Origin of the sequence: Streptomyces sp. NPDC047841, from assembly GCF_040704085.1 — a bacterium.
GTDB classification, from domain to species: Bacteria; Actinomycetota; Actinomycetes; order Streptomycetales; family Streptomycetaceae; genus Streptomyces; species Streptomyces argyrophylli.
In genome coordinates this window covers 408106-420365 of the sequence record NZ_JBEYRP010000005.1, presented here as the reverse complement: position 1 = coordinate 420365, position 12260 = coordinate 408106, and the positions used below count along the sequence as shown (strand labels likewise).

The window sequence follows — 12260 nt, the reverse complement described above, 5'->3', positions numbered from 1 at the left end:
GGCGCGTTCGTCTACACGGCGGCCATCTCCGGCCTCGAAGGGAACTCCCCCTCCCCGGCCCCCTACGTCCACGCCTACAACGCAGCGGGCCAGGAAATCTACAACCAGCAGACGGAACCCACCGCCAAGCAGTAACACCCGTCGCCGCAAGCCCTCGCCGCGGCCCCGGCACCCTGCCCGGGGCCGCAGCGACCACAACGACCACGCACTCCCCCCCCCCAAACGCGGGCCCGGCACGTCCAGCCCTGCCCCCCATCCCCCTCGGGAGACCACTGCGAAGCCTCGGGCACCATGGCCTGTCACCACGGCGGTGAACCATCACATCCCCACCTCGTGACAACCCGACACCACACCACAAGACGCGGACCAGAACCCAGTTGGACACACAGCTGCGTCGATCCGATCGACGCACTTGATCCGAGTGCCCGAAGGACCCGTTCTACCGGGTGCGACGCGACGACTACGAGATCTGCTTCGTGCCCGGCGCAGGTGAGGACCTGGCGGAGGTGGACGACGTCGACATGTGGGTGATCCTGGACGACGGCGACCGTTGGTCTGGCACGGTGTACACCTTGGATGTGGTGCGGCGGAACATGGATCGCCGGCGTGACACGGGTGAGTGCCTTGACGGCAGCTACTTCTGGGTCTGGGATGGCCTGATCGTCCGTGACCCGGGCATCCCTGCCATGGTCCGTGTCATCGACCATCTTGTGAGCACGGGCGAGTACCGTACGACGCTGCGCCACGTGGGGCCGGAAGAGGACCTGGACTGAGAAGACCCCCGTCCGGGGTCGGTGCGGGCCCTCGTGCCGCAAAGTCATGCTTACTTCTTCTTGCCCTGGGTCTTGCCGGGGATCTTGGGGAGCTGGGTCTTCGCTGGTGAGAGGCGGTGTCCCTGCGTACGTGGTGGTCGTCGTCGGTCGTTGCCGGTCACTGTTGAGCGCCCTCGGACGGCCCAGAGACGGCCCAGCTTCGCCGCGCTCGCCTGACGGCCGGCGCCTTCGATGTGACCCGTCTGGTCCTCAGCCGACGACAGTCAGCCACGACGGCGGGTGCGTCGGGCGATCACGCACGCGTAGGCCTCGCTGCCCCCCCACCGACCTCAGCCACGCTGCCAGCTCCTTCACCTCCGAGCTTGACGCTGATGTCGTGCGCTGTGCGATAAGCGGAGGCCAGTACCTGCCACAGCGTGAGTCTGGCGAGTCTGTGTTGTTCCCTGATGAGTGCGCCCGTGTGGTCATCGTCCCGAGACGGCATGGAGCCTCCGTTCTGAACACCCGAGGGAACGGTACCCGCGTAGCTCCACGGGTACGTCGCTTCCGTTCTCACCGCCCGGGTGCGGTCGCGTGTGATCGGCTGACTCCGACCGCGGCGCGCTGGCTGGAGCCGCGGAGGGCCGAGTCGGAGCGGATCACCGGGCACCCCGTGCGCAGCGCGTACAAGCTGCCGGGCGAGCCGGACGCGTGGCCGAAGGCGGACGTGATCGCGGTGGCGCCCGCGACCTTCAACACGGTCAACGCGTGGGCGCTCGGTATCACGCGTGACTTCGTCGTCGGCGTCGTCGCCGAGGGCATCGGCAAGGGCATTCCGATGGTCGCCATGCCGTGCGTGAACGCGGCCTACGCGCAGCACCGGCAGTTCGAGCGGAGCATCGCCGAACTGCGCGAAACGGGTGTACGCGTCCTGTACGGCGAGGGCGGCTTCGTACCGAACCGGCCAGGGGAGGGCGAGCCGCGTGAGTACCCGTGGCACCTGGTCCTCGGTGCGGTCGAGGAGATCGTCGCGGGGCGGTAGCCGCAGTGGGCCGGCGCCGTCACGTCCGGCGGAGCGGCCGAGCGGTCCGGGGGCGGCCCTACGGCAGGCCGGGGACAGGGGCAAGCCCCCTGCCCGCGAGAAACCCGCAGGCAAGGGGCTTGATCGAACAGGGTTACTTCTTCTTGCCCTGGTTCTTGACCGCCTCGATCGCAGCTGCCGCCGCCTCCGGGTCCAGGTACTTGCCGCCGGGGGTGACCGGCTTGAAGTCGGCGTCCAGCTCGTAGTAGAGCGGGATGCCCGTCGGGATGTTCAGGCCCGCGATGTCCGCGTCGGAGATGCCGTCCAGGTGCTTGACCAGGGCGCGCAGGCTGTTGCCGTGGGCGGCGATCAGGACCGTGCGGCCGGTCAGCAGGTCGGGGACGATCGCGTCGTACCAGTACGGGAGCATCCGGAAGACGACGTCCTTCAGGCACTCCGTGCGCGGGCGCAGCTCCGGCGGGATCGTCGCGTAGCGCGCGTCGTGGGCCTGGGAGAACTCCGAGTCGTCCGACAGCGGCGGGGGCGGGGTGTCGTACGAGCGGCGCCAGAGCATGAACTGCTCCTCGCCGAACTCGGCCAGCGTCGCCGCCTTGTCCTTGCCCTGGAGGGCGCCGTAGTGGCGCTCGTTCAGGCGCCAGGAGCGGTGGACCGGGATCCAGTGGCGGTCCGCGGCCTCCAGCGCCAGCTGGGCCGTGCGGATCGCGCGCTTCTGGAGGGACGTGTGGACCACGTCGGGGAGGAGATCGGCGTCCTTCAGGAGCTCGCCACCGCGGACCGCCTCCTTCTCGCCCTTCTCGTTCAGGTTCACGTCCACCCAGCCGGTGAACAGGTTCTTCGCGTTCCACTCGCTCTCGCCGTGGCGGAGGAGGATCAGCTTGTACGGTGCGTCGGCCATGGCCTTGAGCCTACCTAAGGGGGATGGGGGCCGTGTCGGGCACGGGGGCCCGGGCCCGGCCGACCGGGCGGCGTCGTACCCCGCTCCGCCCGCTCGTGGCCCGATTGACGCGAACCGCTAATTGACTGGCGTCCCCCAGGCCCCCACTCGTAATTTGTGATCACCGCCTGAGCTGCTTACCCACGTGGGGGATCCTCGATGTCACCAGCCCGTGTGAGACGCGCTGTCCACGAATCCGTCTCCGGGCTCCCCAGGGAGTTCTGGTGGCTGTGGACCAGCACCCTCGTCAACCGGCTGGGCGCGTTCGTGGCCACGTTCATGGCCCTGTACCTCACGCTCGACCGTGGCTACTCCGCCTCGTACGCCGGTCTCGTCGCCTCCCTGCACGGGCTCGGCGGGGTCGTCTCCTCGCTGGGCGGCGGGGTGATGGCCGACCGGCTCGGCCGGCGGCCCACGCTGCTCGTCGCGCAGACCGCCACCGCCGCCTCGGTCGCCCTGCTCGGCTTCATGACCGACCCGGTCGCCATCGCCGCCGTCGCCTTCCTCGTCGGCATGGCCTCCAACGCCTCCCGGCCGGCCGTGCAGGCGATGATGGCCGACATCGTCCGCCCCGAGGACCGGGTGCGGGCGTTCTCCCTCAACTACTGGGCGATCAACCTGGGCTTCGCCGTCTCCTCCATGGCCGCCGGGTTCATCGCCGAGTTCAGTTATCTCGCCGGGTTCCTGATCGAGGCCGGGATGACCCTGGCCTGCGCGGTCGTCGTCTTCGCCAGGGTGCCGGAGTCGCGGCCGGCGGTCACGGCCAAGCAGGCGCAGGACAGCGTCAGCCTGCGCACGGTGCTGCGGGACGGGCGGTACATGGCCGTCGTCGGCCTGTCCTTCCTCGTCGCCCTGGTCTTCCAGCAGGGCTCGGTCGGACTGCCGGTGGCGATGGGCCGGGCCGGGTTCTCCCCGGCCGACTACGGCCTCGCCATCGCCGTCAACGGCATCCTGATCGTCGCCCTCCAGATCCCCGTCACCCGGTTCATCGAGCACCGCGACCCGCGCACCCTCCTGGTCGCCTCCTCGCTGCTCGCGGGATACGGCTTCGGGCTGACCGCGTTCGCCGGCTCGGTCGGCGTCTTCATGGTCACCGTGTGCGTGTGGACGCTGGCCGAGATCGTCAACGCCCCGACCCAGACGGGCCTCGTCGTCCGCCTGTCCCCGGTCCACGGCCGCGGGCGCTACCAGGGCATGTACACCCTCTCCTGGTCCGTCGCCGCCCTGGTCGCGCCCCTGATGTCGGGCGTGGTCATCGACCACCTCGGCGCCGGGTGGCTGTGGGGGACGTGCGCGGTGGTGGGGATGGCGGCCGGGCTCGGCTACGGCGTCCTCATGCGCCGCCTGCCCCCGGAGCGGCCGGCCCCGGCCCCGGTCCCGGCCCCGGCACCGGCCGACACCGCGGCCGAGGTCGGTACGGCCTAGATCTGCCCCGGACCCGGCCCCCGAGCACGACCCGGACCCCGAGCACGCCCCGGACCGGTTACGGGCCCGCGCGTACGCCTCCGGCCGCCCGGCCGCCCGGCCGCCCGGCCGCCCGGCCGCCCGGCCGCACGGTCAGCCAGTGACCCCGGATCAGCAGATCCGCTGGCCGACGCGGAACGCAGCGGGTGCCCGCCGGCCGAGCGGAAGGCAGCGGGTGCCCGACCGCCGACGAGCAAGGAAAGCGCGGAGTGTCCGACCGCCGACGCGCAAGGAAAGCGCGGAGTGTCCGACCGCCGACGAGCAAGGAAAGCGCCGGGTGCCTGTCCGCCGCCGCGCAAGGAGAGCGCGGAGTGTCCGACCGTCGACGCGCAAGGAAAGCGCCGGGTGCCTGTCCGCCGACGCGCAAGGAAAGCGCGAGGTGTCCGTCCGCCGACGCCGAAGGCGCGCCCGCGCTCACGCCTCCAGCGTCACCGGGTGCACCTCGTCCGCCCGGTGGCCGGCGCGCTCGTGGACGCGCTGGACCGCTTCCGCCGAGGGCGCTTCGGAGAGGCAGTAGACGATGCCGGACTCCGGGTCCGCCCAGGCGTGCTGGAAGTGCACGGACTCGTCCGCCTCGATGGCGAGGTCGGCCCGGTGCGCCTCCATCAGCTGGTCGGCCGTGATGCCCTCCATGCCGCGGTGCACGTCGATGAACTTCGCCATGGCCCCGCCACCTCCTGTTGCCGGCTGCCGTCCCACCCGCTCCTTCCATGCTGCGCCCGGGGTGCGGGAGGGGCATCCGGTACGACGTACGACGGGGGCCGGTGCGAGACGCGCTCACACCGGCCCGGACGCGCCGTTCAGCCGCACTGGCAGGGGTTGCCCGACTGGCAGCCGCAGCCGCAGCCGGAGCCGCAGCCGCACGCGCCGAACAGCGGAAGGGTCCTGATCTCGGCGGGCTGCCCGGTCTCGCGCTCCTGCGTCGGGTCGGGCGTGGTGCTGGGGGATTCGGCCATGGGTCCCTCCTAGACCTGGGGCAGGGTGCCCTCGCCCATTTCATGCCCGTCGCGCCGGGCGCATCAACGGCGCACGGAGGCGTTCGCGGACCCGGACGTTCCCGGCCCGGACCGGGTCACACCCCCTCGGTGCCCGTCACCGGCTGGATGTCCGCCTGCAACTCGTCCGCGTGCTCGCCGGTCACCAGGTAGACCACGCGCTTGGCGACGGCCACGGCGTGGTCGGCGTACCGCTCGTAGTAGCGGCCCAGCAGGGTGACGTCCACGGCCGTCTCGATGCCGTGCTTCCAGCGCTCGTCGATCAGGTGCTGGAAGAGCGTGCGGTGCAGCAGGTCCATGTCGTCGTCGTCCTGCTCCAGCTGGAGGGCGAGGTCGACGTCCTTGGTCACGAGCACTTCGGCCGCCTTGGCCATCAGGCGCTGCGCGAGCTGGCCCATCTCCAGGATGGTGGCGTGCAGGTCGTACGGAACGGCCCGGTTCGGGAAGCGCAGCCGCGCGAGCTTCGCCACGTGCTGGGCGAGGTCGCCCGAGCGCTCCAGGTCGGCGGACATCCGCAGCGACGTGACGACGATCCGCAGGTCCGTCGCCACCGGCTGCTGCCGGGCCAGCAGGGCTATCGCCCGGGCCTCCAGGTCGTGCTGGAGCTCGTCGACCTTCTTGTCGGCCTCGATCACGCTCTCGGCCAGCTTGAGGTCGGAGTCGAGGATGGCGGTCGTGGCGCGCCCGATCGCCGATCCGACCAGCCGGGCCATCTCCACCAGTCCGTCGCCGATCGAGTCCAGTTCCTCGTGGTACGCGTCCCGCATCAGGGTTCCCTCTCATCGGTGTGCTTGGTCCCCACGCTCCCACGTTGTGCCCCGCACCCGTCCGTTTCCGCCATCCCAAATGAACCGGTACTGGCTGCAAGGTGAACTCTGGGCGACGAGTGTTCGAGGTCGCACGGTGACGGCTGTGGTCATGTCGTACCCCATGCCTAACCTGGGGGCATGGACGTGAACGCGGCGGTCGCCGCAGCGGCAGCGATCGCCGGGGTGCTCACCGGTGTCATCGCCGTGCTGGCGTTCCGCTGGAGCGAACGCGACCAGAAGCGACCGACCAGGACTTCCTTGCACACTGATCCCGTACTCCCGCCCGGCGTGGACACCGTACTGTCCGTGCTCCGCTCCTCCGCCGTCGTCCTCGACGAGGCCGACGCCGTGGTCAAGGCCAGTTCCGCCGCCTACGCCCTCGGGCTGGTCCGCGGCGGCAAGCTCTCGGTGGAGCCCATGCTCCAGATGGCCCGGGACACCAGACGGGACGGGGAGATACGGCAGGTCGAGCTGGACCTGCCCCGGCGCGGCACCGGACGGGGCGAGGCCCTCGCCGTCTCCGCGCGCGTGGCCCCGCTCGGCTCCCGCCTGGTCCTGCTGCTGGTCGAGGACCTGACCGAGGCCCGCCGGATCGAGGCGGTGCGCCGTGACTTCGTGGCGAACGTCAGCCATGAGCTGAAGACGCCCGTCGGCGCCCTGTCCCTGCTCTCCGAGGCGGTGATGGACGCCTCCGACGACCCGGAGGCGGTGCAGCGCTTCGCCGGCCGGATGCAGATCGAGGCGACCCGCCTGACCAACCTGGTGCAGGAGCTGATCGACCTCTCCCGGGTGCAGAACGACGACCCGCTGGAGGACGCCGAGCCCGTCCGGGTGGACGAGCTGGTCGCCGAGGCCGTGGACCGCTGCCGCCACCAGGCGGGCACGAAGCAGATCACGATGGCCTCGAACGTATGGGTGCCCGAAGGACCCGATCAGGAGGGTGGCGGGCGACGGGCGGACGGTACGGCTGACCTGCACGTCTGGGGCAACCGCGGCCAGCTGGCCGCAGCCCTGGGCAACCTGGTCGAGAACGCCGTCAACTACTCCCCGGCCCGCACCCGCGTCGGCATCGCCGCACGCCGGATCAGCGCGCCCGGCGGCGACATGATCGAGCTGGCGGTGACCGACCAGGGCATCGGCATCTCGGACAAGGACAAGGAGCGCATCTTCGAGCGGTTCTACCGCGTCGACCCGGCGCGCTCCCGGGCCACCGGCGGCACCGGTCTGGGTCTCGCCATCGTCAAGCACGTGGTCGCCTCGCACGGCGGGGAGGTCACGGTCTGGAGCGCCGAAGGCCAGGGCTCCACCTTCACCCTCAGGCTGCCGGAGGCGGGCGCGGCCCGCGACCGCGCACAGCAGCACCCCGACCTCGACGACGAGGCCGGACCCACCGATCCACCCCCGTACGCATCGCTTCCCGCCCCGGAGGTCCTTCCGTGACCCGTGTGCTCGTCGTCGAGGACGAGGAGTCCTTCTCCGACGCCCTGTCGTACATGCTCCGCAAGGAGGGCTTCGAGGTCGCCGTCGCGGCGACCGGCCCTGACGGCCTGGACGAGTTCGAGCGCAACGGCGCCGACCTGGTCCTCCTCGACCTGATGCTGCCGGGCCTGCCCGGCACCGAGGTCTGCCGCCAGCTGCGCGGCCGCTCCAACGTCCCCGTGATCATGGTGACCGCCAAGGACAGCGAGATCGACAAGGTCGTCGGGCTCGAGATAGGAGCCGACGACTACGTCACCAAGCCGTTCTCCTCCCGCGAGCTGGTCGCCCGCATCCGCGCGGTGCTGCGCCGGCGCGGCGAGCCGGAGGAGGTCACCCCGGCCGCGCTGGAGGCGGGCCCGGTCCGCATGGACGTCGACCGGCACGTGGTCACCGTCGGCGGCTCCAAGGTCGACCTGCCGCTCAAGGAGTTCGACCTCCTGGAGATGCTGCTGCGCAACGCGGGCCGTGTGCTCACCCGCATGCAGCTCATCGACCGCGTCTGGGGCGCCGACTACGTGGGCGACACCAAGACCCTCGACGTCCACGTCAAGCGCCTGCGCGCCAAGATCGAGCCGGACCCGGGCGCGCCGCGGTACCTGGTGACGGTGCGGGGCCTGGGCTACAAGTTCGAGCCGTAGACCGCGAGCGCTCCCAGCAGGGCGAGCGCTCGTCCGCATGCCGAAGGGCGGCACCCCGCGGGGGTGCCGCCCTTCGGCGTACGGCTGGTCAGTGGCCGGCGGCCGACGCCGACGCCGAGTCGTGCGGGGTGGCGGCCGCACCGGACGGGGTGGCCGACGGGCTCGTCCCGTGGCCGCTCGCCGGCTTGCCGGTGCCGGACGCGCTCGCGCTGCCGGACGGGGTGGCGGTCGCGCCGCCGGCACCGGCCGGGGCGGACGGGACCTGGCTCGGGCCCCACTTGTCGAAGTAGCTGGTGGCCGGGACGACGAAGGCGCGCAGGCTCACCTTGCCGGTCTTGCTGAAGGTGAAGGTGATCTTCTGGGCGTTGCCGTCCTGGACGGCCTCACGGCCGCTGGGCAGCGTCGCGGACGCGTTGCCCTTGCCGCCGAGGATCAGCGAGCCGTGCGCCGGAACGGTCAGGCTCTGGCCCTTGGCGGGCTTCAGCTCGGCGGACGTCCCGCTGCCGTCCAGCGCGATCGACTGGAGGGTCTGGTCGGTGCTCCCGGAGTTGAACACGGTCGCGGAGACCACCGCGGGGCCCGTCGACTGGAGGTCGGGCTGGGTGATGACCAGAGCGTTCTGGACCTTGATGTCGCCCACGCTGGCCGCCGCGTTGTCCGGCTTGACCTCCAGGGTCTGGGCGTTGTTTCCGGCGCCGCAGGCGGCGAGCGAGGCGATCGAGAAGACGATGGCGGAGGCGGCGAGGGCGCCGCGTCGAAGGCTGCTGCTCACGGCGGCGGCAACTCCTTGAACGCGCGGGCGGCCTTCCTTGTAAAGCCGCCCTAAGTGTCTGTCAGCGGCTTCAGGCTACCGAGCCGTTCCCGCGCCGTCGCACCCGACCCTCCCCCTGGCCGCGGGCTTCCCTCCGGCTGGGGGTACTCCGCGGGGCCCGCGTGACCCCGCGGCCGCATTGCGGAGCCGCTGGTCTGCCATTCACATAACGCGACGGCGACCGCCTCTCGGGCCCTCACAACGACGCCCGCGAAATTTCCGTGAAGGAATGCGCGAACCTCCCCGAAATTGATCACCATGCACCCCTCCGGCAGTCGTTGATCAATTCTGGATTCGTCTCGTACCCGGCCACGGCAACCGAACGGAGTAGCGGAAGTCGCATGCTTGAGGGTGGACAAACCGGGATGTTCCGCCACTTGGGACGGTCTCCCGGGACGTGTGGCGTAGGTGTTTCGCCCCGCCCGGAGAGCCCCTCCGACCTGCGAATACCCGGTTCCGGAGGCTCCCCGCAGCACGTTCCGGTTGCTGTTGTCAAGCCCTGAGATATGCCCTGACCTGCGAAAACGCCATTCAGAAGACGCCGTATCCGTGTTACCCTGGATAGCCACGGAAGGGGTACCTGTCACATGACGTTCAAGGTTGGCGACACCGTGGTCTATCCCCATCACGGGGCCGCGCTGATCGAGGCCATCGAAACTCGCCAGATCAAAGGCGTGGACAAGACCTACTTGGTGCTGAAGGTCGCCCAGGGTGACCTCACGGTGCGTGTGCCAGCGGACAATGCGGAGTTCGTCGGCGTGCGTGATGTGGTCGGTCAGGACGGGCTGGACCGGGTCTTCGAGGTGCTGCGCGCGCCGTACGCCGAGGAGCCCACGAACTGGTCCCGTCGCTACAAGGCAAACCTGGAGAAGCTCGCCTCCGGCGATGTCATCAAGGTCGCGGAAGTCGTACGTGACCTGTGGCGCCGCGAGCGCGAGCGTGGACTGTCCGCCGGTGAGAAACGCATGCTCGCCAAGGCCCGCCAGATCCTGGTGAGCGAACTGGCTCTCGCGGAGAACACGAACGAGGACAAGGCCGAGGCCCTGCTCGACGAGGTGCTCGCCTCCTGACGCGCAACGGCAGCGAACCTTCGCTTCCGGCACGCTCAGCACACTGAAATGCCGCGGTGCCCGATGACACTGATCCTGTCGCCGGGCGCTGCGGCATGTTGCGTCCCCGCGGCGGGCGCTCCCGGGAAGCCGGTGCCCCGGAAGCCGGCGGACCGACCCCCGGCACGCGATCACCCGATAATCGATCACCGGTCGACACCCGATCCCCCGGTACTCGATGTGCCGGCCCGGGCGGATGGCTCGACCAGGGTCACGGAAAGGGTCCGGTCAAGGCGTCGCGCCCGGCACTCCTCAGGCCATACCCACCTAGGTCGAGCACACAAACCTGACAGGAACCGATGTCTGACGAATCGCGCCCCACCCCCGCGCAGACCCCCGTCGCCGCCGTGATTCCCGCCGCCGGCCGGGGCGTACGGCTCGGCCCGGGCGCCCCCAAGGCGCTCCGCGCGCTGAACGGCACACCCATGCTCATCCACGCGGTCCGCGCCCTCGCCGCGTCCCGCCACGTCTCCCTCGTGATCGTCGTGGCCCCGCCGGACGGCGCCGCCGAGGTCAAGTTCCTGCTCGAGTCGCACGCGCTGCCGGAGCGGACGGACTTCCAGGTCGTCCCCGGCGGCGAGTCCCGCCAGGAGTCGGTCCGCATCGGCCTGGACGCCCTGCCGCCGCACTACCGGATCGTCCTCGTCCACGACGCGGCCCGGCCGCTGGTCCCGGTCGACACCGTCGACGCGGTGATCGAGGCCGTACGCGACGGCGCCCCCGCCGTGGTGCCCGCGCTGCCGCTGGCCGACACGGTCAAGGAGGTCGCGCCCGCGGCCGTGGCCGGCGACCCGGAGCCGGTCGTCGCCACCCCCGAGCGGGCCCGGCTGCGGGCCGTCCAGACCCCGCAGGGCTTCGACCGGGAAACCCTGGTCCGCGCCCACGAGAGCGTCACCGAGAACGTCACCGACGACGCGAGCATGGTGGAGCAGCTGGGGCTGCCGGTCGTGGCCGTCCCCGGCCACGAGGAGGCCTTCAAGGTCACCCGCCCCCTCGACCTGATCCTCGCCGAGGCGGTCCTGGCCCGCAGGAGGCTGACCGATGGCTTCTGAGGCCGGCTTCGTGCTTCCCCAGGTCGGCATCGGCACCGACATCCACGCCTTCGAAGAGGGCCGCGAGCTGTGGTGCGCGGGCCTGAAGTGGGAGGGGGAGGGGCCCGGCCTGGCCGGCCACTCCGACGCCGACGTCGTCGCCCACGCGGCCTGCAACGCCCTCTTCTCCGCCGCCGGGCTCGGTGACCTGGGGCAGCACTTCGGCACCGGACGCCCCGAGTGGTCCGGCGCGTCCGGGGTCACCCTGCTCACCGAGGCCGCCCGGATCGTGCGCGCGGCGGGCTTCACCGTCGGTAACGTCGCCGTCCAGGTGATCGGCCCCCGCCCGAAGATCGGCAAGCGGCGCGACGAGGCGCAGAAGATCCTCTCCGAGGCGGCCGGCGCGCCCGTGTCGGTCTCCGGCGCCACGACGGACGGGCTCGGCTTCCCGGGGCGCGGGGAGGGACTGATGGCGGTGGCCACGGCACTCGTGGTGCGCGTGAGCTGACGGCGTGGCAGGGTACCCACACGACCACCAGTGATCGTGTACTCCGGAGGGTGCCCATGTCCGCCGTACTGTCCGACCGCCTGAAGTCCGTGCTCGACGGCAAGGTGTTCGTCGTCCTCGGCACCGTCCAGCCCGACGGGAGCCCGCAGATGTCCCCGGTCTGGGTGAAGCGCGACGGCGACGACCTCCTGGTCTCCACGACGGTCGACCGCCGCAAGTACGACAACCTGGAGCGCGAGCCCCGGGTGACGGTCGTCGTCGTGAACCCCGACGAGCCGTACGAGTACGCCGAGATCCGCGGCACCGCCGAGACCACGACCGAGGGCGGCCAGGAACTCATCGACGAACTCAGCCGCAAGTACACCGGCAAGGACTACGCGGACTTCAACCCGGCCTCGGGCCAGGACGCCGAGCGGGTGGTCGTACGGATCCGGCCGCGGAAGGTCGTCGGGCGGTTGTGACGGTGGCCGCGGCCGGCCGGTGAGGACCGCGCCGCCCGCGCGCGTGTCGTGAGGCGGCGCGCTGGCCGGTGGCACTGTGCCGCGCGCAGGGTCGTGGGGCGGCGGGGTCGCCGGTGGTGACTGCGCCGCCCGTGGGCGGAGCCCGTTGTCGGGTGCGGTGGCCCGGCCTCGGGCGAGGACGCCGGACGGGTGGTTGTACGGGTCCGGTTGCGGGAGGTCGTCGGGCG

At 71.2% G+C, this 12260-nt stretch carries 13 protein-coding genes and 1 pseudogene; 9 read left to right on the top strand and 5 right to left on the bottom strand.

Features of this window, described 5'->3' with window-relative positions:
- Positions 1 to 446: 446 nt before the first annotated feature.
- Positions 447 to 773, top strand: coding sequence for a hypothetical protein (locus tag AB0947_RS10670; RefSeq protein ID WP_366749935.1), 327 nt, complete (start codon positions 447 to 449; stop codon positions 771 to 773).
- Between the two features lie 583 nt (positions 774 to 1356).
- Positions 1357 to 1794, top strand: a pseudogene (locus AB0947_RS10665) (flavoprotein); the annotation flags it as partial.
- Between the two features lie 133 nt (positions 1795 to 1927).
- Here the strand turns inward: AB0947_RS10665 and AB0947_RS10660 are convergent.
- Positions 1928 to 2689, bottom strand: coding sequence for a phosphoglyceromutase (locus tag AB0947_RS10660; protein WP_014673463.1), 762 nt, complete (start codon positions 2687 to 2689; stop codon positions 1928 to 1930).
- Between the two features lie 198 nt (positions 2690 to 2887).
- Here AB0947_RS10660 and AB0947_RS10655 point away from each other — a divergent pair, with 198 nt between their 5' ends.
- Positions 2888 to 4153, top strand: a complete 1266-nt coding sequence (locus tag AB0947_RS10655) for an MFS transporter (protein ID WP_366749934.1) — start codon at positions 2888 to 2890, stop codon at positions 4151 to 4153.
- Between the two features lie 453 nt (positions 4154 to 4606).
- Here AB0947_RS10655 and AB0947_RS10650 read toward each other — a convergent pair whose 3' ends face one another.
- From AB0947_RS10650 to phoU, 3 genes are all read right to left on the bottom strand, one after another.
- Positions 4607 to 4855 carry an SCO4226 family nickel-binding protein gene (locus AB0947_RS10650; protein WP_366749933.1) on the bottom strand — a complete coding sequence of 83 codons (249 nt, stop codon included), beginning with the start codon at positions 4853 to 4855 and terminating at the stop codon, positions 4607 to 4609.
- Positions 4856 to 4992: 137 nt separating this feature from the next.
- Positions 4993 to 5148, bottom strand: a complete 156-nt coding sequence (locus AB0947_RS10645) for a hypothetical protein (protein WP_014673458.1) — start codon at positions 5146 to 5148, stop codon at positions 4993 to 4995.
- 116 nt (positions 5149 to 5264) lie between these two features.
- Complete coding sequence (phoU, locus tag AB0947_RS10640; protein ID WP_366749932.1) at positions 5265 to 5954, bottom strand: phosphate signaling complex protein PhoU; 690 nt, start codon at positions 5952 to 5954, stop codon at positions 5265 to 5267.
- 180 nt (positions 5955 to 6134) lie between these two features.
- Between phoU and AB0947_RS10635 the strand changes: the two genes are divergently transcribed.
- Positions 6135 to 7436: an ATP-binding protein gene (locus tag AB0947_RS10635; protein WP_366749931.1), complete on the top strand. Its 1302-nt coding sequence runs from the start codon at positions 6135 to 6137 to the stop codon at positions 7434 to 7436.
- Positions 7433 to 8113 carry a response regulator transcription factor gene (locus tag AB0947_RS10630; protein WP_014673455.1) on the top strand — a complete coding sequence of 227 codons (681 nt, stop codon included), beginning with the start codon at positions 7433 to 7435 and terminating at the stop codon, positions 8111 to 8113. Before AB0947_RS10635 ends, AB0947_RS10630 begins: the two co-directional genes overlap by 4 nt.
- Before the next feature lie 88 nt (positions 8114 to 8201).
- Here the strand turns inward: AB0947_RS10630 and AB0947_RS10625 are convergent, their stop codons facing one another.
- Complete coding sequence (locus AB0947_RS10625) at positions 8202 to 8885, bottom strand: DUF461 domain-containing protein (RefSeq protein WP_366749930.1); 684 nt, start codon at positions 8883 to 8885, stop codon at positions 8202 to 8204.
- Between the two features lie 626 nt (positions 8886 to 9511).
- On the opposite strand from AB0947_RS10625, the gene AB0947_RS10620 reads away from it, so the two are divergent.
- The 4 genes from AB0947_RS10620 to AB0947_RS10605 all read left to right on the top strand — a co-directional run bounded on the left by AB0947_RS10620 (position 9512) and on the right by AB0947_RS10605 (position 12033).
- Positions 9512 to 9994: a CarD family transcriptional regulator gene (locus AB0947_RS10620; protein ID WP_003953493.1), complete on the top strand. Its 483-nt coding sequence runs from the start codon at positions 9512 to 9514 to the stop codon at positions 9992 to 9994.
- Between the two features lie 338 nt (positions 9995 to 10332).
- Complete coding sequence (ispD, locus tag AB0947_RS10615; RefSeq protein WP_366749929.1) at positions 10333 to 11085, top strand: 2-C-methyl-D-erythritol 4-phosphate cytidylyltransferase; 753 nt, start codon at positions 10333 to 10335, stop codon at positions 11083 to 11085.
- Entirely contained in the window at positions 11075 to 11572 is a 498-nt protein-coding gene (ispF, locus tag AB0947_RS10610) for a 2-C-methyl-D-erythritol 2,4-cyclodiphosphate synthase (protein ID WP_366749928.1), read from the top strand. Before ispD ends, ispF begins: the two co-directional genes overlap by 11 nt.
- Before the next feature lie 56 nt (positions 11573 to 11628).
- Complete coding sequence (locus AB0947_RS10605) at positions 11629 to 12033, top strand: PPOX class F420-dependent oxidoreductase (RefSeq protein WP_366749926.1); 405 nt, start codon at positions 11629 to 11631, stop codon at positions 12031 to 12033.
- Positions 12034 to 12260 lie beyond the last annotated feature (227 nt).